Here is a 23,057-nt window from a genome sequence, read left to right as displayed (position 1 = left end):
TTTCCGATGCCCTACACGCCTGCCGAAAACCGCTATGAAAAAATGATCTACAACCGCTGTGGCCGCTCCGGCCTGAAGCTGCCGGCAATCTCGCTCGGCCTGTGGCATAATTTCGGCAACGACACGCCGCACAGGACCAAGCAGGCGATCGCGCGCAAGGCCTTCGACCTCGGCATCACGCATTTCGACCTTGCCAACAATTACGGTCCGCCACCCGGCTCGGCCGAGACCGCTTTCGGTGAAATCCTGCGCACCGACTTCGCCGCCTACCGCGACGAGCTGATCATCTCGACGAAGGCCGGCTACGAGATGTGGGCCGGACCCTACGGCGAATGGGGCGGGCGCAAATACATTCTGGCCAGCCTCGACCAGAGCCTGAAGCGCATGGGGCTCGACTATGTCGATATCTTCTATTCGCATCGTTTCGACCCCGACACGCCGCTGGAAGAGACCATGGGCGCGCTCGACCATGCCGTGCGCTCGGGCAAGGCGCTCTATGCCGGCATCTCGTCCTACAATTCGCAGCGCACACGCGAGGCCGCCGATATCTTGAAGCAGCTTGGCACGCCTTGCGTCATCCACCAGCCGAGCTATTCGATGCTGAACCGCTGGGTGGAGGAAGATGGCTTGCTCGACACGCTCGAAGGGCTCGGCGTCGGCTCCATCGTGTTCTCGCCGCTGGCGCAAGGCATGCTGACCAACAAGTATCTCGGCGGCATTCCCGATGGCAGCCGTGCCTCCCAGGGCAAGTCGCTGAAGACAGCCTTCATCAACGACAAGACCATCGCCAACATCAAGGCGCTCGACGCCATCGCCGGCAAGCGCGGGCAGACGCTGGCGCAGATGGCGCTGGCCTGGGTGCTGCGCAAGGGCAGGGTGACATCGGCGCTGATCGGCGCCAGCCGGCCGGAGCAGGTCGAGGACTGCGTCGGCGCGCTCAAGGTGCTCGATTTCAGCGATGCCGAACTCGCCGAGATCGACACCTATGCGCGCGAATCCGACATTAATCTGTGGGCGGCTTCCGCCGAGCGCAAAGGCCCGCCGCGAAAATAAGTCCTCTCGATAAGCCGGCAAGCAAAACGGCGGGAACCTCTCCCGCCGTTTTGCTTGAAAGCGAACAGCGCTGCTTCAGGGCGTTTTCGGTTTCTGGGCGGTGCCCAGTCCCGCCTTGGGCTTTGCCGGCGCCGGAGCCGAGGTCTTCATCTTCGCCTCGATCCAGCCGGTGTAGTTGGCCAGCCGCGTGTAGATGCCGTAGGCCTCCTTGTGGCCGCACGCCGCACTGCCGTCAGCCGGGCCTTCGCCCCAGCTGACGACGCCGACCTGGACCGGGCCTTCGGCACCGGTCATGAACAGCGGGCCGCCGCTGTCGCCGTTGCAGGCATCGCGCACGCCGCTGGTGGTGCCGGCGCAGATCATGTTGCCGGTCAGCGGGTCGGTCATGTCGGCGGCGATCGCATTGGCTGCCGCGTCGATGCCTTTTTCCGAATAGCGCATACGGCGGGACAGATCACCGAGCGCTGCCTTCAGATCACGCGCATAGATGGCCTTGATGCCGCTGTTGCAGGCCTGGTTCGGCTGCAGATCGAGATCGACAACCATCAGCGTGGTCGGAAAGGTGCCGTCCTGCATCTTGCCCCAGCCGGTGACGGTCGTCTTGCCGGTGTCGGGGGTTGCCTCATGGGCGACCTTGATGGTCGGCGCGTCGGCCGGTTCGGCAAGCCGGAGCAGGGCGAGATCGTTGTCGAGCGTTTGCTCGCTGTAGGCTTCGTTGACGATGACCTCCACCACCTTGTGGCGCTTGCCCTCGCTGAGATCGGTTGCACCGGTCAGCACGGTGACGCTCTCCGGCGAAACCGGCTGACCCTTGTCGTTGAGGCAGTGTGCTGCCGTCAGCACCCATTGCGGCGCGATCAGGCTGCCGCCGCAGAATTGGGCGTTGGCCTGCGAGGCCGGGTTCTCGTCCAGCCTGTCGGTGGTGAGCAGCGCGACCTGGAACGGATAGGCTCCCTTTTCGGCCTGGTTGCCGCCATAGACGCGGTCGGCTGCGTCGGGGTTCTCCGCCGCGGCTTTCGCCCTGGCTTCCGTCACGCGCTTCATTGGCGAGACCGCTGCCTCCGGTCGGGCGACTGCTTCGTCGGCCTGGGTGGAATTGGCTGCCGCAAGGGCGGCTGCGATGCCGAGCAGCGATGCAGCGGCGATCGGCCTGAACCGATGGATGATGTTCATCTGAAGCCCTCCTGATATGTACCCGAGCGGACCAGCCCCGGCGCATGATCAACAAAGCAAGCCTCAGACTGGTGGTCAGGCCGCGCAGCTTTCGTTGTAGCGGCACGGCAGGGACACCAAGTCAGGCACTGCTTCGCGTATCGCGTTCCTGTGCAGACCCCGTTCAAAACCCTATAGCCCCCCACGGGCTATGTGGAAGCTAATTGTCATTCCAATGTTGTATTAATTTAGGCAATATATCCGCCCGGGTGTCTTTGGCGGGGGCTTTGACCGACCGCATAGGCGATGGTCATATTTCAAGTGCGGTAACCAAACTCCTTTTTCGACGCCACCACGATCTCGACAATATTTCTGTATCTTGATCCAGTCCTTGCTGACTTTTGGGAGAGTCTCACCATGACAAAACTGACAAACGCACTCATTGCGTCCACATTGCTTTGCACCGCAATGTGGACGGTCCCGGCTTTCGCCGCCGATCCTGGCTCCGCCAGTGCCGGCAATGGCGAAAGCGCGCGCGACGTGACTTCAGGCGACTACAAGCCCGGGCGGGCAAAGCCGATCGCGCCACCGAAGCTGACCGACGAAGACAGCCGCGCCGCGCCGCTTGCCGACGAGGCAACGGCTGTCAAATCCTACGGCATCGTCGGACGGTCCGCCGATGGCAAGGAGATCAAGATCGAGCCGAGCGAAGCGCTGCGGGAGCTTATCATCAAGGAACTGAACGCTCCGGCCACCGGAAAAGACGGGGCCGAGCGCAAGACCGAGGATCCGGACCTCGGCGAAGGCGAAGCCGGCCGTCAGGTCTTCGGCACCGACGATCGCGAGCAGGTCAAGAACACCAAGACCTATCCGTTCTCGGCAATCGGCTATCTCGAAGCCAAATCGCCGAAGACGGGCAGCTTCGGCAGCTGTTCGGCAACGCTGATCGGCCCGCGCACGGTGCTCACCGCCGCGCACTGCCTCTACAGCCATGAGGACAAGGATTGGCTCTCCGACTATCTGTTCGTGCCGGGGCTGAACGGCAGCACGGCCGACGACGCACCGTTCGGCGCCTTCGCCTTCGAAAGCGCCTATGTGCTGCAAGGCTTCATCGACAACTACCAGGGTTATTATGGTTCGGTCCTGCTGTGGGATCTCGGCATCGTCACGCTAAAGCAGGATGTCGGCACCAATCTCGGCTGGCTGGGCTATGCGAACTATGACGATCTTGGCGACTTCACCGCCAATCTCGTTGGCTATCCCGGCGACAAGCCGATGGGCACGATGTGGAAGGCAAACTGCGAAGTGCATGCCGAAAACATCGCGCCGGAATATTTCCAGTACGACTGCGATACGTTCCCAGGGTCGAGCGGCAGTTCGGTCTATGCCTACGACAACAAGGCCAAGCAGCGCATCGTCACCGGTGTCAACGTGGCGGAAAGCCCCGACGCGAACACCGCCGTGCGCCTGAATGCTGCCAACGTCCAGTGGATCAACAGCCTGTATAAATAATCGCTGCGCATTCGCGGTGGAGACAAAGGCGGCGGCGCAATCCCGCCGCCTTTTTCGCGCCGCTATTTGGCTTCGGCCGTGGGCGGCCCATTGCGCACATAGGTCTCGATTGCCGAAGCGAAAGTGGGAGAACCCGCCTTGCGCTGCTTGTCTATGTAGCCGGCAAAATAGCTCCAGAAAGAGACGGCATAGTCGCGGAAATAAGCGTCGGTCACCTTGCGCGAACACAAATCGCCGTCGACACAGAAGGACAGACGGTTGAGGAAATAGACGATGCGGTCGAAATTCTCGCTGAAATCGGCGAGCGGCATGTCGCCGCCGGAGGCAGTCATCGCCTCGATGCCGATGCGTTGCCGGAACACCTGCTCCTCGGTGGGCGAGGGGTTGGCGCTGAGCAGATTGTCGTATTTGGCGTTGAGGCCCGTCAGACGATCCTTCAGCGCACGCTGCGCCTGTTGGTAGTCCTTGTTTTCCCAGAGCTCGACAAGCGCCATGGTCTGCTCGACGCGCTTCTGCTCCTGGTTGGCCAGGAACTGGTAGACCGAGAACATCAGGGTGAAGATGATGGCGAGACGCACGGCCATGCCCGACCAGGCATAGACCAGCATGCGCCAGTCGCGGTCGGTGAAGGGGTTGCTCTCCTTCTTGATCTCGTGGCTGCTTGGCCACGGGAAACCTTCGGTGGTTTCCTGCAGGGCCGGTTTGCCGGCCTGCGCCTTTGCGGGTGCGGTCACTGCCGTCTGCCTGGTGTTGCCCGTTGGCTTCTTCATCCGCAGCTGTCCAGTTCAATGGTGGCGGAGGGATCCAGCACGATGCCCGGCGTCTCCAGCTTCCGTTTCAGGCATTCCAGTTGCAGGCGCGAAATCATGAACTGTACGTCGGGCTCCGCCGCCCCCTTGTTGGGGGACGGCAAGGCTTCGACGACGCCGCGCGAGGCGCAGTTGCTGAGATCGACGACAACGGCGTCGCTGCCGCTTTTGGCGAACTGGTCGTACTGATCGAGAAAACACGTCGCCAGTTCCGAGTTGGTGACGATCTGCTTGACGCACAGGCCGCAGGCCTCGTCCGCCGAAGCGTTGGCGATCAGCAACAGGCCGCCGGCAAGGCCGGCTACCGTTCCACGCCAGGAAAACACAGAATTCTTCACAATCGGTCCGATCCGTTTCATCCGGCCGTCATGCGCCAGGACGCGGCCGGGAATGTTCTCATATCGCGCCGATCGCGCAAGAGCCGCCACAGAGCCATATGGCCCTGGGCGGCGGCATCCGCTCAGGCGCGCGGCACCGTTTCCATCGGGAAGATCATCACCGCGCCTTTCGGACCGCTCTTGTCGGCAAGCCCCATCACCGAGCGGGTTGCCGGCGCCATGCCGAGATCGGTCAGCATGTCGGAGAAGCCTGCGGAGCCCATTCCGCGTGTCGCCGAGGCGACGCCGTCCTGTGCCAGGAAGCTCAGATCCTGCTTCTCGCTCTCCGGCGGCGCCTCGGTCAAAACCGCGATCATCCGTTCCATGCCGAAGCTGGTGTCGGTGAAAGCCAGCAGCCCCTCTTCGAGCATGGCTTGCGGGGCGAGGCGTTCGGCAACGATATGGGTGATCGAATAGTCGCTGCCGACATAGAGCACATTGATGTCGACCAGCAGATCCGAGCCGTTCTTGGCCAGCACATGCACTTCGTCGCCCGGCGAGACGCGCGGCACAACCGAAGCCTGCAGCGGTTCGAGGCCATCCTTGTCGCGGCGTTTGACCTGGAACTGGACGTCGACGTCCTCGGGCTTGTAGTCGGAGGCCGCCGCCAGCCGCGAAAGCCCGGTGGCACGGAAGATGGTGCGCAGGTTCCTGGTCGTTGCATCGGCCAGCTTGTGGCGGTCGTGAATGATGATCAGCGGCGGTTTGCCGCCCTCCTTCAGGCTCACGTCGCCCGACGCCGGCAGGAACCACAGCGCCGGCTTGTCGGCCGCATCCTTGGGGGCACCGGGAACAGCATTCTCGCGTATCACCGCGAGGCGGAGGTCGGCGCTCTTGCCGGGTTCGACCAGCTCGATGTTGAAGCCGGTCTCCCTGGCTGTGGCCAGTTCGTCGAGAACCGCATTGACGAGAGCGGTTTCCTTCTCAAGTCCCTTGGCTATGGCCGGCCGCGCCAAGACGAGCTTGTAGTCGACGGCGATCTCCGCCACCCGCGCATAGGCGTTGGCGGGAATGTCGGCGACTTCGAGCGCCGGCTTCTTGTCGAACTCGACCGGCTTGACGCGGCTTTCCAGGTTTTTTGCCGACTGCACTTCCAAAAATCCGACAGCGTCGGACAGCGGCGATAACGCCGATGGCAGGATGGCGAGCTTGCTGCCGGGGGTGAGGCGATGCAGCAGCCCGGCGCCGATCGTCGCTTCGCCGTCCTTGATGACGACAGGCCACTGCATGACTGCATCGGTCTTGTCGGTGCCGAAGACGCGGGCATCCAGTTCGCCCTCGAACAGCGGTGTCGGCCGGGTGCGGCTGTCGGCCGAATATTGCTGCAGCACGGCCTGGCCGAGCTGGCGATAGGTGACGTTGGGATTCTCGGCCAGTTTGGACAGGATGGTGAAGGTGAACAGGCCCAAGCGCGGCGCATCCGCGATGCCCTTGGGCAACGGCATCTCGGGCGTCGTCTCCACCGTCTGCGCGGCATAGAAGGCGACCAGCTTGCCCTTGGTGATCGGTTCGCCACCGGTCGGCGTCAGGGTGAAGGCGGGCTTGCGCGTGCCATTGTCGTCGATGCCGCGCGAGCCGGCGACCGAAATCACCTCGTCATAGGCCTCGATCGCGGCAGCCCGCTCGGACTCGTTGCCGCCGACCAGGTCGGCGAACTCGACCTTGCGCTCCAGCTCGTCATCGACCTCGACGGCGCGTGTCGCGGTTCCGGAATGGCAGCAGTCGAACACAACCCAGACGAAAGCACCCTTGTCGCGGATGGCGTCGAGTGCCGCGCCGATTTCGTTGTCGATCAGCGCATTGGGCACGCCGGCATCGCGGTTGATCCATTTGCCAATATCGACGGGCAGGAAGATCTCGTCGAGCCCGTCGGTTTCGTCGCCCTTGACCATCTGCGGCTGCTGGGCACCGTGACCGGACAGATGCAGATAGACGAAATCGTCGCGCTGAACCTTGGCGGCAAGGTCGGCCAATGCAGCCTTGATCGCCGCATGGGTCGGCAGGCCACTGGCGCCGGGGACATCCTTGGCGAGCAGCGTGACGTTTTCCGGCGCGAAGCGCACGGGGTCGGGCACATTCTTCAGGAGATAGTCGCGGACGAGGGCTGCATCGTTCTTCGGCCCGACAAGCCAGTTCCTCTGCGGCAGGTTGGGATATTCGGTGCAGGCGACCAGCAGCGCATGGTAGGTGCGCGATGCGGCCATGGTCCGGAACGATACCATGCCGGCCATGGTCAAGGCGGACGTGCCGACCAGCAGCGTCCGCCGCGTCAATTTGATCATGATTGCTTCCCCAAGCCCGACCGAATTTCCAAGCGCGGCAATCCTTGCCGAAGATATTGTCAGTATTTTGAACGTCACATCGCAGAGCAACCTGCCTGTTGCCCCGCTCCGATCGATGTTCTCGACCGCCTCGCGGGCAGAATGCTGGAAACAGTAGCAAAAATGCCTGTTCGTCGCTATCTGGATGGGACATGGATCGTTGTGCGCGGCACAAGCGACGCAAGGCGAGTTGGAAACAGGATCATGGCGGCAAGGGATGTGCTGACGAAGAACCAGCTGTGCGTGCTCGAGAAACTCGAGACCGCCAGCGGACCGCTCAGTGCCTACACCTTGCTCGACCAATTGCGCGAGCGCGGTTTTCGCGCGCCGCTCCAAGTCTATCGCGCGCTCGATACGCTGGTGAAGTCAGGTTTCGTGCATCGGCTCGAAAGCATCAACTCCTTCGTCGCCTGCGCCGAGCCGCACGACCACAGCCATTCGATGACCGCCTTCGCGATCTGCGACACATGCGGGCAGGTCACCGAAATGTCCGACCACGATGTCGGCCACCAGTTGGACGAATGGGTGCGCTCCACCGGCTTCGCCGCCAAGAAGGCGGTGATCGAATTTCGCGGGACGTGTGCCAAGTGCCTGGCCGAAGCGGCCTAAGGCCCATCGCTTCGTCATCCTAGGGCGAAGCAGGAGCGAAGCGACGTCGCGGAGACCCTAGGATCCATGCCGTGACATGAGAATGTCGCGGCGGCCCAGATTTAAGGATACTTGGCGCAGCCTCGGAAGCGGCTTCATTTTGCACCGTTGCATCCAAGGCTAATGTAACGGCATGGATCCTAGGGTCTGCGCTCCGCTTCGCGTCGCTCCGCCCTAGGATGACGACGACGGCTAATGCGCCTCGTCCCAGTTGTTCGCCGCCCGCGCGTCGACGTGCAGCGGCACCGACATCGAGACCGCCGGCATCGCCGCGTTCTCCATGACGTGACGCACGACCGGGATCGTTGCCTCGACTTCCGCCTCGACGGTCTCGAAGATCAATTCATCATGCACCTGCAGCAGCATGCGTGCCGAAAGGCCTGCTTTTTCCAGCGCCTCCTCCATGCGGATCATGGCACGGCGGATGATGTCGGCGGCGGTGCCTTGCAGGCGGGCGTTGATCGAGGCGCGCTCGTTGAAGGCGCGGAGCGAGGGATTGGACGATCTTATATCGGGGTAATGGATGCGGCGGCCGAAGATCGTTTCGACAAAGCCATGCTCGCGGGCATAGGCCTTGGTCTCCTCGATATAGTCTCGGATGCCGGGGAAGCGCTCGAAATATTTCTTGATGTAGTTGCCTGCCTCCTCGCGCGGGATCGACAGCTGGTTGGCGAGACCGAAGGCCGAGATGCCGTAGATGATGCCGAAATTGATCGCCTTGGCGCGGCGGCGGACTTCCGAAGGCATGCCTTCGACCGGCACGTTGAACATCTCCGACGCGGTGATGGCATGGATGTCGGCGCCGTCGGCGAAAGCCTGCCGCAATTGCGGGATTTCGGCGACATGGGCGAGCACCCGCAGCTCGATCTGGCTGTAGTCGGCCGAGACCAGGCGGTGGCTCTTGTCGGTGATGAAGGCGGTCCTGATCTTGCGGCCTTCGGCGGTGCGAACCGGGATGTTCTGCAGGTTCGGGTCGGAGGACGACAGCCGGCCCGTCGTCGTCGCGGCCAGCGCGTAGGACGTGTGGACGCGCTTGGTGTCGGGGTGGATGAAGCCCGGCAGCGCATCGGTATAGGTCGATTTCAGCTTGGTCAGCTGGCGCCAGTCGACGATCTTGCGCGGCAGTTCGTGGCCTTCGGCAGCGAGATCTTCGAGAAGCTGCGCCGACGTCGACCACTGGCCGGTCTTGGTCTTGGAACCGCCGGGCAGGCCCATGCGCCCGAACAGGATGTCGCCGAGCTGCTTTGGCGAGCCGATGTTGATGCGTTCGCCGATGAGCTGGTAGATTTCCTCTTCAAGGCGAGCGGCGCCCTGGGCCAGTTCGCCGGAGAGCCGCGACAGGATCTGCCGGTCGACCGAGATGCCGCGCTGTTCCATGCGCGCCAGCACCGGCACCAGCGGCCGCTCCAGCCGCTCATAGACAGACACCAGGCCCTTGGCGGCAAGCCGCGGTTTCAGCACCAGCCAGAGCCGAAGCGTCACATCCGCGTCTTCGGCGGCATGAGCCGTCGCCTTGTCGATGTCGACCTGATCGAAACCGACGGAGCTTTTGCCCGAGCCGGTGACGTCCTTGAGTTGGAGAGGGGTATGACCGAGCCACTTTTCGGCAAGCGCATCCATGCCATGACCATGGGGCGTGCCGGCATCGAGCACGTAGGAGATCAGCATGGTGTCGTCGAACGGCGCGACATCGATGCCGTAGCGGCTCATGATGACAAGATCGTATTTCAGATTCTGCGCCACCTTGAGAACCGATCGGTCTTCGAGCAGCGGTTTCAGCACGGCCAGCGCCTCGCGCAGCGGAATCTGGTTTTCGAGCGCGCCACCACCGAGCAGGTCGCCATTGCCGCTCATGTGGGCAAAAGGAATGTAGGCGGCGCGGCCGGGCGCTGTGGCGATGGCCATGCCGATCAGTTCGGCCTGCATCGGATCAGCCGATGTTGCCCGGACATCGAAGGCGGCGATGCCCGCCTCCCGTGCCTCGGCCACCCAGGCTTTCAGGGTCGAGATATCGCGAATGCAATGATAGGCAGAAATATCGATCTTGCCGGTGGCCGCGCGCTCCAGCCGCAGTGCCGCGAGCAGGGAAGGGGTATCGCCTTGTTTTGACGTCTCCGCTGTCCCGCCGGCTTGGTCCGGTTCAGTGCCGGACCCGTTTCGGGCAACCGACGGCAACCCGGCCCCGACATCTGGGCCATGAGCATGATCGGCGCGTTCGACGGTGACCGCGACGGCCTGGACGTCGCCGGCCTCGGTGCTGGTCGCTTCCGCCACACGGCGGGTCAGTGACGTGAATTCCATGGTCTTCAAGAAACCGATCAGCTTCGGGCCGTCCGGCGCGTGCAGGACGAAATCCTCCAGTCCCTCGGTCACCGGCACATCGTTCATCAGCGTCACCAGCTGACGAGAAATGCGCGCCTTGTCGGCATTGGCGATGATCGATTCGCGCCTCTTGTCCTGCTTGATCTCGCCGGCCCGGGCCAGCAGCGTGTCGAGGTCACCGAACTGTTCGAGCAGTTGCGCCGCCGTCTTCGGCCCTATGCCGGGCACACCAGGCACATTGTCGACCGAATCGCCGGTCAGCGCCTGCAGATCGACCATCTTTTCCGGCGGCACGCCCCATTTCTCGATCACCTCCGGGATTCCGATCTGGCGGTCCTTCATCGGGTCGTACATGGCGACCGTGTCGCCGACCAGCTGCATCAGATCCTTGTCGGAGGAGATGATGGTGGTGTCGCCGCCAGCTTCGCAGGCCAGCCTCGCATAGGTGGCGATCAGATCGTCGGCCTCGTAGCCTTCGATCTCGACGCAGGGCAGGTTGAACGCCCTGGTCGCCTGGCGGATCAGGCCGAATTGCGGGATCAGATCTTCCGGCGGTGCCGAGCGATTGGCCTTGTATTCGGGGTAGAGGTCGTTGCGGAAGGTCTTCGACGAATAATCGAAAATGACGGCGAAATGCGTCGGCACAATGCCTACATCGGTGTTGCGGGCGTCGAGCATCAGCTTCCACAGCATGTTGCAGAAGCCGGAAACGGCGCCGACCGGCAGGCCGTCGGATTTGCGGGTCAGCGGCGGCAGCGCGTGATAGGCACGGAAGATGTAGCCGGAGCCGTCGACAAGGAAGAGATGATCGCCTTTTTTCATGCCGGCAGGGATAGCGCGGCGCGGCGGCTTGGTCCATGCCAAAGGCAGCCTCGACTATCGGTTCCGGCAACACCCTGACAGATCGCCGTCACCCTGCTCACGCCTATGTTACAAAACTGTAATTTTCGTGCCCTTGAATCGCCATGTTCACAGACCCAAATACACGTCATCGGCAGTTTTCGCCGAGTCCGGAGCAAGGCCCGTCCCCCGCCTATTCCGGACACCTGCGGCAGCCTATCCCCCCTCTCCGGGCTGCCGCATCGTTTCGAGTAGAAGGCCGCCGTGGTTCCCCCTCCACCACGGCGGTCTTTTTTTATCCCAGACAGACGTTTGCAGCCCGTGGTCCAATGATCGCGGGCTTTTCGTTTTCCTGTCCTGCCTTTACGGTTCGGGTTCTGAATCGAAAGGCTTCACATATGTCCGCAATTTCCCCCGTCCTCGACCGTCTCGACAACAATCTCGACCAGAGCCTCGAGCGCCTGTTCGGCTTGCTCAGGATCAAGTCGATCTCCACCGATCCGGCCTTTGCCGCCGATTGCCGCAAGGCGGCGGAATGGCTGGTGGCCGAACTCAAGCTGATCGGCTTCGACGCCAGCGTTCGCGACACATCAGGCCACCCGATGGTGGTTGCGCATCATGACGGCCCGGCCGGCTCGCCGCATGTGCTGTTCTACGGCCACTATGACGTTCAGCCGGTCGATCCGATCGAATTGTGGGAAAGCGATCCGTTCGCGCCTGCTGTCAAGGAGGTCGGGCCGGATCACAAGGTGATCACCGGACGCGGGTCGGCCGACGACAAGGGCCAGTTGATGACCTTCGTCGAGGCTTGCCGCGCCTGGAAACAGGTGCACGGCAATCTGCCTTGCCGCATCACCATCCTGTTCGAGGGCGAAGAGGAGTCCGGCTCGCCCTCGTTGAAGCCGTTCCTCGAAGCCAATGCCGACGAACTCAAGGCCGATTTCGCGCTTGTCTGCGATACTGGCATGTGGGACCGCGACACGCCGTCGATCTGCGTCGGGCTGCGCGGGCTGGTCGGCGAGGAGATCACGGTGAAGGCGGCCGATCGCGACCTGCATTCCGGCCTCTATGGCGGTGCCGCCGCCAATCCGATCCGCATCCTGGCCAGGGTGTTGGCCGATATCCACGACAAGGACGGCCATATCACCATCCCCGGCTTCTATGACGGCGTCGAGGAAACACCGTCGCAGATCCTGAAATCATGGGAGACGCTCGGCGAGACGGCCGAGACGTTCCTGGGACCGGTCGGCCTGTCGATCCCGTCGGGCGAAAAGGGCCGCTCGGTGCTGGAGTTGACCTGGGCGCGGCCGACAGCCGAGTTCAACGGCATCATCGGCGGCTATACCGGCAAGGGCTTCAAGACGGTGATCGCGGCGGAAGCCTCGGCGAAGGTGTCGTTTCGCCTTGTCCACAAGCAGGATCCCAAGAAAATTCGCGCTGCGTTCCAGAAATTCGTCCAGGAGCGGATTCCGGCCGACTGTTCGGTCGAATTCCATCCGCATGGCGGCTCGCCGGCAATCCAGCTTTCCTACGACTCGCCCTTCCTCGCCAAGGCCAAGAATGCGCTGTCCGACGAATGGCCGAAGCCGGCGGTGACGACGGGCAGCGGCGGCTCCATTCCGGTTGTCGGCGATTTCCAGACCTATCTCGGTATGGAATCGCTGCTGGTCGGGTTCGGCCTCGACGACGACCGCATCCACTCGCCCAACGAGAAATACGAGCTCAGCTCCTTCCACAAGGGCCAGCGCTCCTGGGCGCGGATTCTCGATGCCTTGACGCGCTGAGCGGCGGAAACTCCTGTTTTCCTGTTGATTTTTCAGCGGATCGCGGCGAGGACGGGCCACAAGACAAAGCGCTGCAGCGTCCCTTGCGGGTCAGGGGACACTGTAGGCTCGACCGGAGAAGACAATGGCCGATATCCGTTTCCATAAAAACGACCTGCCCGACCTCTCGCACTACAATGTCGGGGCAGTGGCCATCGACACCGAGACGCTCGGGCTCAATCCGCATCGTGACCGGCTGTGCGTGGTGCAGATTTCGCCCGGCGACGGCACGGCCGACGTCATCCAGATCGCGCCTGGCCAGAAGAAGGCGCCGAACCTCGTCAGCCTGCTGCGGAACCGTGGCGTGACCAAGCTGTTCCACTACGGACGCTTCGATCTTGCCGTGCTCTACAATGCGTTCGGCGTGATGCCGGAGCCGGTGTTCTGCACCAAGATCGCCTCGCGGCTGACCCGCACCTACACCGACCGCCACGGGCTGAAGGACATCTGCTTCGAGCTTCTCGGCGTCGGCCTGTCCAAGGCGCAGCAATCGTCGGACTGGGCGGCCGAGACGCTGTCGCCCGAACAGCTCGAATATGCCGCTTCCGACGTGCTCTATCTGCACCGTTTGCGCGATGTGCTCGCCGGACGCCTGGCGCGCGATGGGCGGACCAAGGAGGCCGATGCCTGCTTCCGCTTCCTGCCGACGCGTGCCAAGCTTGACCTGATGGGCTGGGACGAAGAGGATATCTTTGCCCACAGCTGACGGTCGTCCGGCCAGCACATCTTCCAGCCGGTACCGGCTGGAACCGGATGCGGGCTGCGGCGTTCTGTCGGCTTAGTTTTGTCGGTGCAATTGGGGGATGATGACATGGCGGACAGAAAGCCGATTGTGACCGCGCCGACAGACGGCTCCAAGGTCTCCGTCACGTGGAAGGATAGCGACGGCGTGATCAACGAATCCATCGCGCAATATCGCGACGACGGCTGGTGGGTCTATATCGACAGTCACACGCAAAAGAAGGTCGAGCCGACCAGCTGGCGCCCTGCCGCAAGCGACGATGACGATCAATGAGTGCGCCGCTGGTGAGGCTGGTCGCTTTCGAATAGCCTGAAGCCGTTGATATCGAGGCCGATTCGGAGCTTTCCGTTCCGCCGTCGCCCTCTTGCTCGGAGGAACTCTCTATGGGTGTCGAAAGCCTGCTCGTCTTCATCATCATCGGTGCCATCGCCGGCTGGCTCGCCGGTCTTATCGTTTCCGGTTTCGGCTTCGGCCTTATCGGCAACATCATCGTCGGCATCGTCGGCGCGTTCATCGCCGGCTGGCTGTTTCCGAGGATCGGATTTTCCATCGGCGGCGGCACTCTCGCCGCGATCATCCATGCCACCATCGGCGCCATCATCCTGCTGGTGCTGGTCAAGGTCCTGAAACGAGCCTGAGGCTCGACAACGCAAAGAGCGCGCCATGAAACAGAATACGCTCTATCTCGTCATTGGCGCGCTCGTCGTCGTGGTCATTGCGCTCGGCATCTACGTCTATCGCGAGCAGACCAAACCCAAGGGCGTCGAGCTCAAGATCGACGACAAGGGCATTTCGATCCAGCAGAACTGAGCCGTCGAACGGCACATGCAGGAGCACGACATGGTGGCTTCTGACGCTCCGGAAGACGTCGATCAGCCCAGAATTACCGTTGCGGAATGGGAGAGGCTGAACAGGCCGCCAAGGCGCGAAGCGCTGTTGCGCTATCATTGGCGGGTGTTTCGCTTCCTGAGAGCATCCGCGCCGGTCTTCGATTTGCAGGGGCAAGAGCAGGTATTTCGCGATGGCATAGTCGCCACCGTGGCCTTCAACCGGCCCGAAATGATCGAATGGCAGATCCACCTGGTGCGCCGATACCTGGCCGAGCACGAGAGCTACATCGTCTTCGACAACAGCAAGAAGGACGAGGCGAGGCAAGCAATCCGCGATCTCTGCCGTCGCCAGCATGTCCCCTATGTGGCATTGCCGAAGAACAGGCTGGTCGTCAGCAGATCGCACGGTCAAGCGCTCAACTGGATCGTGCGGAATTTCTTGCCTGGGTTCGGGCCGAAGCTTTTCGGCTTCATCGATCATGACATCTTTCCAACTGAACCATTTTCGATCCGCGACCGAATGGAGGGCAAGAGCCTATACGGCAGCGTGCGGCGCGATACGCCGACACCAGGCGGCTGGTTCCTGTGGCCCGGCTTCTGTTTTTTCGATGGAAGCCTGTTGCGGCGGCGGCTGGATTTCGCCCCGAGCTACAAGTTTCATATGGATTCCGGCGGCGGCAACTGGCCGGTGCTCTACAGGTCGATCGACCCGGCGATGGTTCGGTTCGCTGAAAACAAATCGCTTCGCTTCGGCGCGGGACATGACCCATCCGAGGATTTTTTCATGGTGGTCGATGGCTGGCTGCATGTGACGAACGCCTCCAACTGGAGACGACAGCAGGTTGACAGGGGCGAACACATTCTCGCGCTGTTGCGGCAAGCCGGCGGTCCTGACCAGCCGGATGTGAAGTTCGAGCCCATCTGAAATCAGGTCTGAGGCGGGTGGTGTTGACAGAAGACGCTGAGGGGCCTGTTGCATTGCGGCCTGAAATCCAGGGGCTCCGTGGCATTGCCGTTGCCCTGGTGGTGGTTTTCCACATCTGGCCCGCGGTTCTTCCTGGCGGGTATGTCGGAGTCGATGTGTTCTTCGTCATCTCGGGCTATCTCATCACCGGTCTGCTTGCCCGCATGGCGCTGCGCGACGGCCGCATCTCGCTGATGGCCTTTTATTCGCGGCGAGTGCGGCGACTGCTGCCGACTGCGATCCTGGCCCTTCTAGCCACGCTCGCAGGAACGCTGGTCTTCCTGTCCATGGCACGTTGGGAAGAGACGGCAATCCAGGTCGCTGCCAGTGCGCTCTATGTGCAGAACTGGCGGCTTGCCTGGCAGGCGGTCGACTATCTCGGCGCCGAGGAGGCGGCGAGCCCGGTACAACATTACTGGTCTCTATCCATCGAGGAGCAGTTCTATATCGTCTGGCCATTGCTGATGGTGGCGGGCCTTTGGCTGGCGCGCCGTCTCGGGCGGCCAGCGAAAGACGTATTCCTCGTGGGGCTGACCGCGGTTTTTGCCGGATCGCTGATCAGCTCGGTTGTCATCACCCGGAGCGATCCGGCCGCCGCTTATTTCGTAACCCATACCCGTCTGTGGGAGCTGGCGCTTGGTGGCCTGCTGGCGCTGACGGTCCATCGGTTCAGGGCAGGGCTGCCATTGCGCGCCGCAATGGCGATGACCGGTATTGGCGCCATCGGGTTTTCAGCGCTTTTCTTTTCGGCCTCGACGCCATTTCCTGGCGCCGTTGCGTTGCTGCCGACCCTGGGGACGGTGCTCATCATTGCCGCCGGCGGCATCAAACTAGGCCGGTTTCGCGGGCTTGACGCCAGCATCCTTTGCTATGTCGGCGACCGGTCGTATTCGATCTACCTCTGGCATTGGCCGCTGGTTGTTTTCTATTCGGCGCATCGCCCCGCCGCCGGGCTCCTTGCAGGTGTCGTGCTGATCGCCCTGACGCTGGCAATCTCGGATTTGTCCTACCGATATGTCGAACAGCGCTGCCGGCAGCCGCGGTCGGATACGGAACGGAAACCTCTGGCCTATGCCACTGCCGCCGTTGCCGTATGCGTGATGGTGTCGGGTGGGCTCGGCTATGCGCTCGACAGGCAAGACGTCGATATCAGCCTGATCGGAACACCGAATTATCCAGGGCCGGCAGCGCTGCTTGCCAACGCTTCGGTTCCGCGCGACGTGGAACTGCTGCCATCCCTCGGCAAACTCAGGCGTGACGTACCGATCGTCTATCGACTGAAATGCCATCAGGAGCAGGACAGCACGCAAGCTGTGGGCTGCCAGCTCGGCGATCCCCAGGGAACCAGAACCATTGTCGTCGCAGGCGATTCACACGCAGCACAATGGATCCCGGCCATCGACAAGATTGCCAGGGACCGCAAGTGGAAATTGGTCACCTTCACCAAGGCTGCATGCCCTTTCACCCTTGCCGCGGTGACGGATGAAGGTAAGCCGTATGAGGCCTGCGCAACATGGCGCGACAACGTTCTCGCCGAGATCAGGAAATTGCGGCCAGACCTGATGTTCACCAGCCAGTCTCGCTATTCCGACACACCGGAGCCGGCAATGATCGACGGTTTGCGCAGCATCTGGAGCGACTTGAACAGAACGGGCGTGCGTATTATCGCCATTCGGAACACGCCTTTCGTCAAGTTCGATCCCGGTGATTGCCTGGCCGCCGATGCCGACAAATGCGTCAACGCGCGACAGGAGGTGGAGACGAGCGATGTCTTCGCCCTCGCCGCAGGGGCATTGCCAGGGGTCCGTGTCGTTGACATGAACGATGCCTTATGTGGCAAGGACAGCTGTTCGGCCGTGGTCGGCAACATCATCGTCTGGCGCGACCATCACCATATGACGGCCACCTATGCGCTGGCGCTGGCGCCCTATCTGGCGAAGGCGGCGGGTCTCTAGCGAGATATCAAGGCGTAGCGGCTTTTTCGCATCGACATCGTTGACCAACGCCAGGGCCGGCATTCGAACACGACTTAACCCGCCTTTAAACCGCCGCATCTACTCTTCAACCCGAACGCCATAGGCATCGGGGATATCAAGCACAGCGCATGGCGAACCGCAGAGACAGTCGCATCGAACCCAGTTTCGAGGGGCCGCCGCAGGCGCGGTCCTCGGCGGGTCTTTCGGTGAACGAGGAGGATCGCGTCGTGCCGAGCAATCGCAAAGCCTCCGCAAAACGCAAGCCGGCCAAAGGGAAATCGTCGCGGGCCAAGCGCGGCAGAAGCCGGCGCGGCCTGTTCGGTGTGCTCGGCCGGCTGTTCTACTGGTGCTTCGTGTTCGCCATCTGGGGCGGCATCGCGGTGGCCGGCATCGTCGTCTACTATGGCGCCAAGATGCCGGCGGCGACGACCTGGTCGATTCCCGACCGCGCCCCCAACATCAAGATCGTCTCGGCAGATGGCCAATTGCTCGCCAATCGCGGCATGAGCGGCGGCGAGGCCGTCGGCCTGCATGAGATGTCGCCCTATATCCCGGAAGCCGTCATCGCCATCGAGGACCGGCGCTTCTACTCGCATTTCGGCATCGACCCGATCGGTCTGTCGCGCGCCATGGTCACCAATGTGCTTGGCGGGCGTTTCTCGCAGGGCGGTTCGACGCTGACCCAGCAATTGGCGAAGAACCTGTTCCTGACACCCGACCGCACGCTGGAACGCAAGGTGCAGGAAGTGCTGCTGGCGCTGTGGCTGGAGCACAAGCACACCAAGGACCAGATTCTCGAAATGTACCTGAATCGGGTGTATTTCGGTTCCGGCGCCTATGGCGTCGAGGCCGCCTCGCGCCGCTATTTCGGCAAGAGCGCGCGCGACGTCACCCTGTCGGAAGCCGCATTGCTTGCCGGCCTGTTGAAGGCGCCGTCGCGGCTGTCCCCGGCACGCGATCCGAAGGCCGCCGAGGAACGCTCGCAACTGGTGCTTGCCGCCATGCGTGACGAGGGAAAGATCAGCGCCAAGGAAATGACCTCGGCGATGAGCGCGCCGGCAACGCGCGCGCCGTCCTACTGGACCGGCTCGGAGAATTATGTCGCTGACACCATCATGGAGGAATTGCCCGACCTGATCGGCGATGTGCGCGGCGACATCGTCATCGACAGCACCGTCGACCTCAACCTGCAAAAGCTCGCCGAACAGTCGATCCGCAGACTGATCGACGAGAGCGGCAAGAAGCTCAACGTCACACAGGGCGCGCTGGTGTCGATCGACGATTCCGGTGCGGTGCGTGCCATGGTTGGCGGCTACGACTATTCGACGAGCCAATTCGACCGTGCTTCGGAGGCACGTCGCCAGCCGGGCTCGGCGTTCAAGCCGTTCGTCTATATGGCCGCGCTCGAAGCCGGTCGCACGCCCGACAGCATCCGCAACGATGCGCCGATCAAGATCGGCAATTGGACACCCGACAATTACGGCGGCAAGTATTTCGGCAAGGTGACGCTGGCCACCGCGCTGGCCAAGTCGCTGAACTCGGTGGCGGCGCAACTGACCATGGAGGTCGGGCCGAACGCGGTTGTCGAGGCGGCGCACCGCATGGGCATCCAGTCCGACCTGATAGCCAACACCTCGATCGCGCTCGGCACTTCGGAAGTGACGCCGCTGGAGCTGACCTCGGCCTATGTCCCCTTTGCCAATGGCGGCTATAAGCCGGACATCCATTTCATCCGGCGCGTGACGACCACCGAGGGCAAAGTGCTTTACGACAGCGGCGGCGGCAGCGCGCCGCGCGTCGTCAAGCCTGAGATCGTCGGCATGATGAACTCGATGATGACGGGCACGGTTGAGATCGGCACTGCCCGGAAAGCGGCTTTCGCCTGGCCATCGGCCGGCAAGACCGGCACCAGTCAGAATTCGCGCGACGCCTGGTTCGTCGGCTACACCGCCAACCTCACCACTGGTGTGTGGTTCGGCAATGATGATGGCAGCGCGATGAAGAAGGTCACCGGCGGCGCACTGCCGGCGCAGGCCTGGCACGAGTTCATGGTTGCGGCCCACGAGGGTGTGCCGGTGCGGCCGCTGCCCGGCACCTGGAAATCGACGCCGGCCGACACAATCGTCCCCGACGAGATACCCTCGGCGAACAACACGGCGCCGGTTCCGTCGACGTCGGTCGGTCAGCAGGCACCGGCGCGGCCAGCAGCGCCGGTTGCCCAAGCGCCGGTCCGCGCGGCCCGTCCCGCCCAAACTGTCGATGCCGACGGTCCCTCCATGCCGGAGGATGACGGCGCCACCGCGTCGGTCAAACACCCGGTGCCGCCAGGCGACGTCGGCGGTCCGCGCAAGAAGCGGCAGACCTCGATCCTCGACCTCCTTGGCGGCTGATCCGATCCGCTAATTCCGTGGCTTGGCGCTGCCCAACTTCTTGCTGTCAAAGGTCAGTTTGTCGCTGTGAATCTTGCCATCGCTGATGGTGAGGTGCTTGGCGCAGGAAAGCGCGCCGGACGACTTTGTCATCAAGTCATACATCAGCAGCGCCTGATGATCGTCTCCGAAGGCCGCGATCATGCGCACACCGGTCACATCCTGTGATAGTTTGGTCAGGCCCTCGAGATAGGGTTTCTTGCCGGTCGATTGCTGCATCGGCCCATCAAAGACGACGTCGTCGGCGACCAAGGATGCTGCCTTTTCGAGGTCGTGGCTTGTCCACGCCTTGGTGAAGGCGGTTGCTATGTCGAGGGGTGCTGTCTGCGTCATGGCTCTGTCCCGATTGATTTGATCTGAGACCCCGCGCCCTGTCCTGCAACTCCCGAACCAACGGCGAGCCGGCTTCCCGGTTCCTCCTCTGAGGTGAATGGTGACATTTCGGCCTCTCGCCACCTCGGCGGCGTTCGGCTACATCTGCCGGCCGGAGACCTTGAAATGACTGAGCTCGACACCCGAAAGACCATCGTGCTGACCGGCGCCAGCCGCGGCATTGGCCACGCCACCGTCAAGCGTTTTTCGCGCGAGGGCTGGCGCGTCATCACCTGCTCCAGGCAGGCTTTCGCCGAGGATTGCCCGTGGCCGGCCGGGCCGGAAGACCACATCAAGGTCGATCTCGCCGATCAGGAGGATGTCGGCATCGCCGTCTCCGAAATCCGCCACCGGCTGGAAGCGCATGGCGGCCAGTTGCATGCGCTGGTCAACAATGCCGGCATTTCGCCGAAGCTCAAGGACGGCAACAGCCGCATGGATTCGATCGACACGCCGATGCATGTCTGGCGCGACGTGTTCCAGGTCAATTTCTTCGCGCCGATCATGCTGGCGCGCGGCCTGTTCAAGGAGCTGGCGGCGGCCAAGGGCTCGATCGTCAACGTAACCTCGATCGCGGGAACCCGCGTGCATCCCTTTGCCGGCACGGCCTATGCCACATCGAAGGCGGCGCTCGGCTCGCTGACGCGCGAGATGGCGCATGATTTCGGCCCGCACGGCATCCGCGTCAATGCCATTGCGCCCGGCGAGATCGACACCGCGATCCTGTCGCCGGGCACTGACAAGATCGTCGAGACCATCCCTCTCAGGCGCCTTGGCACCACGGCCGAAGTCGCCGACATCATCTTCTTCCTGTGTTCGCAGCAGGCGTCCTATGTGACGGGCTCGGAAATTCACATCAATGGCGGCCAGCACGTGTGACAAAACAGGATGCTCATCCTGTTATGGTGAGAACGGCCTTGCCGCTGAAGCTGCGCTGTCGCAGTGCGTCCAGCGCTTGGGCGATGTCTGTCCATGGCACGGTCAAGGCCACGCGTGTTTCGAGCCGGCCGGCTGCGACCAGAGCGAGCAGCGAGGCGATGTCCTCGCCAATGCCTGGACCGGATGTGTAGTAGGCGAAGGTCTGAAGCCTCGCTCCTTCATGATCCGGAACGAACTGGCGGAATCCGACGGGCGTTAGTTCGCCGCTGCTCGAACCGAACATGACGATGGTCCCGCCAGGGGCGACGCGTTCGATCGCGCATGCGAGGCTTTGGCCGCCAACCGACTCGGTAATCAGCGAGAACGGCCCCTCGGCCAGGTCTATCGCTTCGACAACCTGCCTGGCTCCGAGGCCGCGGAGATCCTCAGCGTGCCGGGCGGCGGCGACAGCGGTCACGAATCCGCCCTGATGGCGGGCGAGCTGGATCTGGAAACGACCGACCGCACCGCTTGCGCCGGTGATCAAGACCTGCTGGCCGGCGAGGTCCCCGCCATGGCGTAGAGTCCTCAGCGCCGTCGTACCGGCGACAGGAAGCGTGGCTGCGGAAACGAAGCTGACGTCATCCGGCAGGACGGCGAGACGGTCGGTTGGGACTGCGATGCGTTCGGTCCAACCAGCCTCGTCGACCAACGCGACAACCCGGGCGCCGACGGTTGGCCCGGAACCATCGGCTGCTCTTCGTTCGACAATCCCCGCAATGTCCTGGCCGGGTATCCAGCCCTTGGGGCGTATGGCAAGCAGGCGCAGTTCGCCGCGATTCAACGAAGTCGCGTGGACCGAAACAAGCGCTTCATTCGAGGCCGGTTGAGGCTCGGCGACGTCGGCGAGCCTCAACCCGGTCGCGCTTTCGGGAGAGATGACCAGGGCGAGCATGGCGTACCTTGTTGCTGGCTTGTCGGTGCCAGCTTGCGTTGGAAAGCACGGCAAGCTGAGTACCCACGTAGGTAGCGAGCCATACCGGCGATGGCGCGCAGCGTCACGAGATCAACCCTGCGCGAACCGGAGCCTATCGACTTCCGCGGTTAAAGAATTTAGCTATCATGGCGTTTCATCGCTAATAGCAGTCAATCATGAGACGGCCCCTCAGCTACCCCTGGCTTGATCTCGATGTGGATGACCCTTCCGCGTTGGCGATTGCCGTGCGCGTCGACATCCCCGACACCCGAGCGGAAGTCCCCGCCCACCGGCACCGCAAAGGCCAGCTCGTCTTCGCGCTCGGCGGCGGCGTCACATGCCGCGTTCCAAGCGGTCTATGGATGGTGCCGCCGCATTGCGGGGTGTGGATCCCCGGCGGCATGGAGCACAGCAATGTCGCAACCGCCAACGCCCGGATTTTTTTCGTCTACATAGAGCCGGGAGCGGCCGACCTGCCGGAGCGGTGCTGCACGCTTTCGATCTCGCCACTGCTGCGCGAATTGATCATCGAGCTTTCCGATCGGCTGCAGGACGACGAGGCGAGGGGCGAACTCTTGACCAAAATGCTGCTCACCGAATTGCCACGCATGCCTGTCCAGCAATTGCACCTGCCGATCTCATCCGAGCCGCGCTTGAACAGGATCGCCGAGGCGTTGGCGCAAGACCCTGCCGACCGCAGTACGCTGGCGGACTGGGCCAAGCGCATGGCGCTCAGCGAGAGCAGCCTCGCCCGCCTTGTGACAAAGGAGACAGGGCTGAGTTTCGGGCGCTGGCGCCAGCAATTGCACTTGATCGTTGCAATTCGGGAACTGGCGTCCGGCAAGAGTGTCCAGCAAGTCTCGGGCGATCTCGGCTATGGTTCGGTCACGGCCTTCATCACCATGTTCAAGAAGGCGCTTGGGAAGCCGCCGGCCAAATACCTCAGTGGTATCGCGCAAAATGGCGGCTCTGCATTCGTGGCGTAATGCTCACTTGAAGGCTGGGTCGAGCCGATCACGTTGCCAGCGCGCGCGAGTGCAGCTTGGGCTTGGG

General features: G+C 62.7%; 20 protein-coding genes. 13 read left to right on the top strand and 7 right to left on the bottom strand.

Annotation, left to right across the window (positions count from 1 at the left end; genetic code table 11):
* Positions 1–6: 6 nt before the first annotated feature.
* Complete coding sequence (mgrA, locus tag AC0L3E_RS07590; protein ID WP_256745389.1) at positions 7–1,053, top strand: L-glyceraldehyde 3-phosphate reductase; 1,047 nt, start codon at positions 7–9, stop codon at positions 1,051–1,053.
* 75 nt (positions 1,054–1,128) lie between these two features.
* Here mgrA and AC0L3E_RS07585 read toward each other — a convergent pair whose 3' ends face one another.
* Entirely contained in the window at positions 1,129–2,226 is a 1,098-nt protein-coding gene (locus AC0L3E_RS07585; protein ID WP_127272136.1) for a S1 family serine peptidase, read from the bottom strand.
* Positions 2,227–2,622: 396 nt separating this feature from the next.
* On the opposite strand from AC0L3E_RS07585, the gene AC0L3E_RS07580 reads away from it, so the two are divergent.
* Positions 2,623–3,717, top strand: coding sequence for a trypsin-like serine peptidase (locus AC0L3E_RS07580; RefSeq protein WP_473604551.1), 1,095 nt, complete (start codon positions 2,623–2,625; stop codon positions 3,715–3,717).
* A 62-nt stretch (positions 3,718–3,779) separates the two neighbouring features.
* Here AC0L3E_RS07580 and AC0L3E_RS07575 read toward each other — a convergent pair whose 3' ends face one another.
* The 3 genes from AC0L3E_RS07575 to AC0L3E_RS07565 form a co-directional block, all read right to left on the bottom strand.
* On the bottom strand, positions 3,780–4,487 hold the full coding sequence (locus AC0L3E_RS07575; RefSeq protein WP_473604550.1) for a DUF4760 domain-containing protein: 708 nt from the start codon (positions 4,485–4,487) through the stop codon (positions 3,780–3,782).
* Positions 4,484–4,864 carry a hypothetical protein gene (locus AC0L3E_RS07570; RefSeq protein WP_473604549.1) on the bottom strand — a complete coding sequence of 127 codons (381 nt, stop codon included), beginning with the start codon at positions 4,862–4,864 and terminating at the stop codon, positions 4,484–4,486. Before AC0L3E_RS07570 ends, AC0L3E_RS07575 begins: the two co-directional genes overlap by 4 nt.
* Positions 4,865–4,986: 122 nt before the next feature.
* Complete coding sequence (locus AC0L3E_RS07565) at positions 4,987–7,185, bottom strand: caspase family protein (protein ID WP_473604548.1); 2,199 nt, start codon at positions 7,183–7,185, stop codon at positions 4,987–4,989.
* A gap of 243 nt (positions 7,186–7,428) precedes the next feature.
* Here AC0L3E_RS07565 and AC0L3E_RS07560 point away from each other — a divergent pair, with 243 nt between their 5' ends.
* Positions 7,429–7,833: a Fur family transcriptional regulator gene (locus AC0L3E_RS07560; RefSeq protein ID WP_109658718.1), complete on the top strand. Its 405-nt coding sequence runs from the start codon at positions 7,429–7,431 to the stop codon at positions 7,831–7,833.
* A 231-nt stretch (positions 7,834–8,064) separates the two neighbouring features.
* Here AC0L3E_RS07560 and polA read toward each other — a convergent pair whose 3' ends face one another.
* Positions 8,065–11,016, bottom strand: coding sequence for a DNA polymerase I (polA, locus tag AC0L3E_RS07555; RefSeq protein WP_473604578.1), 2,952 nt, complete (start codon positions 11,014–11,016; stop codon positions 8,065–8,067).
* A gap of 416 nt (positions 11,017–11,432) precedes the next feature.
* Between polA and AC0L3E_RS07550 the strand changes: the two genes are divergently transcribed.
* The 8 genes from AC0L3E_RS07550 to AC0L3E_RS07515 all read left to right on the top strand — a co-directional run bounded on the left by AC0L3E_RS07550 (position 11,433) and on the right by AC0L3E_RS07515 (position 19,759).
* A complete protein-coding gene (locus tag AC0L3E_RS07550) occupies positions 11,433–12,818 on the top strand; it encodes a M20/M25/M40 family metallo-hydrolase (protein WP_473604547.1) in 1,386 nt (461 codons plus the stop codon).
* Between the two features lie 124 nt (positions 12,819–12,942).
* Positions 12,943–13,563: a ribonuclease D gene (locus AC0L3E_RS07545; RefSeq protein WP_095084743.1), complete on the top strand. Its 621-nt coding sequence runs from the start codon at positions 12,943–12,945 to the stop codon at positions 13,561–13,563.
* Between the two features lie 105 nt (positions 13,564–13,668).
* Positions 13,669–13,872: a hypothetical protein gene (locus AC0L3E_RS07540; RefSeq protein ID WP_127322523.1), complete on the top strand. Its 204-nt coding sequence runs from the start codon at positions 13,669–13,671 to the stop codon at positions 13,870–13,872.
* Between the two features lie 110 nt (positions 13,873–13,982).
* Entirely contained in the window at positions 13,983–14,237 is a 255-nt protein-coding gene (locus AC0L3E_RS07535) for a GlsB/YeaQ/YmgE family stress response membrane protein (protein ID WP_013529551.1), read from the top strand.
* Positions 14,238–14,262: 25 nt separating this feature from the next.
* Positions 14,263–14,409, top strand: a complete 147-nt coding sequence (locus tag AC0L3E_RS07530) for a hypothetical protein (protein ID WP_013529552.1) — start codon at positions 14,263–14,265, stop codon at positions 14,407–14,409.
* Positions 14,410–14,439: 30 nt separating this feature from the next.
* A complete protein-coding gene (locus AC0L3E_RS07525; RefSeq protein WP_473604546.1) occupies positions 14,440–15,354 on the top strand; it encodes a hypothetical protein in 915 nt (304 codons plus the stop codon).
* Between the two features lie 23 nt (positions 15,355–15,377).
* Entirely contained in the window at positions 15,378–17,348 is a 1,971-nt protein-coding gene (locus AC0L3E_RS07520; RefSeq protein WP_473604545.1) for an acyltransferase family protein, read from the top strand.
* Between the two features lie 149 nt (positions 17,349–17,497).
* Positions 17,498–19,759: a transglycosylase domain-containing protein gene (locus AC0L3E_RS07515; RefSeq protein ID WP_127328260.1), complete on the top strand. Its 2,262-nt coding sequence runs from the start codon at positions 17,498–17,500 to the stop codon at positions 19,757–19,759.
* Positions 19,760–19,768: 9 nt separating this feature from the next.
* Here AC0L3E_RS07515 and AC0L3E_RS07510 read toward each other — a convergent pair whose 3' ends face one another.
* The gene (locus AC0L3E_RS07510; protein ID WP_027037737.1) at positions 19,769–20,131 is read right to left on the bottom strand and encodes a nuclear transport factor 2 family protein; all 363 of its coding nucleotides are present in this window, start codon (positions 20,129–20,131) and stop codon (positions 19,769–19,771) included.
* Positions 20,132–20,296: 165 nt separating this feature from the next.
* Between AC0L3E_RS07510 and AC0L3E_RS07505 the strand changes: the two genes are divergently transcribed.
* Positions 20,297–21,049 carry an SDR family NAD(P)-dependent oxidoreductase gene (locus AC0L3E_RS07505; protein WP_023812510.1) on the top strand — a complete coding sequence of 251 codons (753 nt, stop codon included), beginning with the start codon at positions 20,297–20,299 and terminating at the stop codon, positions 21,047–21,049.
* A gap of 13 nt (positions 21,050–21,062) precedes the next feature.
* On the opposite strand, the gene AC0L3E_RS07500 is transcribed toward AC0L3E_RS07505, so the two are convergent.
* Positions 21,063–21,983: a zinc-binding dehydrogenase gene (locus AC0L3E_RS07500; protein WP_128308902.1), complete on the bottom strand. Its 921-nt coding sequence runs from the start codon at positions 21,981–21,983 to the stop codon at positions 21,063–21,065.
* Between the two features lie 197 nt (positions 21,984–22,180).
* Here AC0L3E_RS07500 and AC0L3E_RS07495 point away from each other — a divergent pair, with 197 nt between their 5' ends.
* Positions 22,181–22,990: an AraC family transcriptional regulator gene (locus AC0L3E_RS07495; protein ID WP_127271895.1), complete on the top strand. Its 810-nt coding sequence runs from the start codon at positions 22,181–22,183 to the stop codon at positions 22,988–22,990.
* The last annotated feature ends 67 nt before the right edge of the window (positions 22,991–23,057 follow it).

Source organism: Mesorhizobium sp. WSM4822, assembly GCF_055811155.1.
Note: the sequence above shows the minus strand (reverse complement) of the source record. Positions and strands in the feature narration are given on the sequence as shown.

Bases quoted from the DNA above. Each gene is read 5' to 3' on its own strand.
- AC0L3E_RS07540 (WP_127322523.1), top strand. From the start codon at position 13,669: ATGGCGGACAGAAAGCCGATTGTGACCGCGCCGACAGACGGCTCCAAG.
- AC0L3E_RS07505 (WP_023812510.1), top strand. From the start codon at position 20,297: ATGACTGAGCTCGACACCCGAAAGACCATCGTGCTGACCGGCGCCAGC.
- AC0L3E_RS07545 (WP_095084743.1), top strand. From the start codon at position 12,943: ATGGCCGATATCCGTTTCCATAAAAACGACCTGCCCGACCTCTCGCAC.
- AC0L3E_RS07510 (WP_027037737.1), bottom strand. From the start codon at position 20,131: ATGACGCAGACAGCACCCCTCGACATAGCAACCGCCTTCACCAAGGCG.
- polA (WP_473604578.1), bottom strand. From the start codon at position 11,016: ATGAAAAAAGGCGATCATCTCTTCCTTGTCGACGGCTCCGGCTACATC.
- AC0L3E_RS07550 (WP_473604547.1), top strand. From the start codon at position 11,433: ATGTCCGCAATTTCCCCCGTCCTCGACCGTCTCGACAACAATCTCGAC.
- AC0L3E_RS07580 (WP_473604551.1), top strand. From the start codon at position 2,623: ATGACAAAACTGACAAACGCACTCATTGCGTCCACATTGCTTTGCACC.
- AC0L3E_RS07525 (WP_473604546.1), top strand. From the start codon at position 14,440: ATGGTGGCTTCTGACGCTCCGGAAGACGTCGATCAGCCCAGAATTACC.
- AC0L3E_RS07565 (WP_473604548.1), bottom strand. From the start codon at position 7,185: ATGATCAAATTGACGCGGCGGACGCTGCTGGTCGGCACGTCCGCCTTG.
- AC0L3E_RS07515 (WP_127328260.1), top strand. From the start codon at position 17,498: ATGGCGAACCGCAGAGACAGTCGCATCGAACCCAGTTTCGAGGGGCCG.
- AC0L3E_RS07500 (WP_128308902.1), bottom strand. From the start codon at position 21,983: ATGCTCGCCCTGGTCATCTCTCCCGAAAGCGCGACCGGGTTGAGGCTC.
- AC0L3E_RS07585 (WP_127272136.1), bottom strand. From the start codon at position 2,226: ATGAACATCATCCATCGGTTCAGGCCGATCGCCGCTGCATCGCTGCTC.
- AC0L3E_RS07495 (WP_127271895.1), top strand. From the start codon at position 22,181: ATGAGACGGCCCCTCAGCTACCCCTGGCTTGATCTCGATGTGGATGAC.
- AC0L3E_RS07560 (WP_109658718.1), top strand. From the start codon at position 7,429: ATGGCGGCAAGGGATGTGCTGACGAAGAACCAGCTGTGCGTGCTCGAG.
- AC0L3E_RS07575 (WP_473604550.1), bottom strand. From the start codon at position 4,487: ATGAAGAAGCCAACGGGCAACACCAGGCAGACGGCAGTGACCGCACCC.
- mgrA (WP_256745389.1), top strand. From the start codon at position 7: ATGCCCTACACGCCTGCCGAAAACCGCTATGAAAAAATGATCTACAAC.
- AC0L3E_RS07535 (WP_013529551.1), top strand. From the start codon at position 13,983: ATGGGTGTCGAAAGCCTGCTCGTCTTCATCATCATCGGTGCCATCGCC.
- AC0L3E_RS07530 (WP_013529552.1), top strand. From the start codon at position 14,263: ATGAAACAGAATACGCTCTATCTCGTCATTGGCGCGCTCGTCGTCGTG.